Source organism: Streptomyces actinomycinicus (assembly GCF_016741775.1).
Classification (GTDB): Bacteria; Actinomycetota; Actinomycetes; order Streptomycetales; family Streptomycetaceae; genus Streptomyces; species Streptomyces actinomycinicus.
This window is the reverse complement of sequence record NZ_JAERRK010000100.1, coordinates 1-262: the sequence shown is the minus strand read 5'-3', so window position 1 is coordinate 262 and position 262 is coordinate 1. Positions and strand designations below refer to the sequence as shown.

Here is a 262-nt window from a genome sequence, read left to right as displayed (position 1 = left end):
GTTGTGGCGTGCGAGGTCGCCGGTGCGGTACATGCGGGTGCCGGGTTGGGGGTTGTGGGGGTCGGGGAGGAAGTGTGTGGCGGTGAGGGCGGGTTGGTTGAGGTAGCCGTGGGCGAGTTTGGTGCCGGCGATGTAGAGCTCGCCGGTGGTGCCGGGGGGTACGGGTTGGAGGTGGGGGTCGAGGATGTAGGTGCGGGTGTTGGCCATGGGGCGGCCGATGGGGAGGGTGGGGTGTGTGGTGCAGGGGTGGGGGGTGGGGTGG

The 262-nt window shown here is 70.6% G+C and carries 1 protein-coding gene; it reads right to left on the bottom strand.

Annotated features, from left to right (window positions below; genetic code table 11):
* A partial coding sequence (locus JK359_RS38680) for an AMP-binding protein (protein ID WP_201844429.1) occupies positions 1–262 on the bottom strand: 262 nt, incomplete at both ends.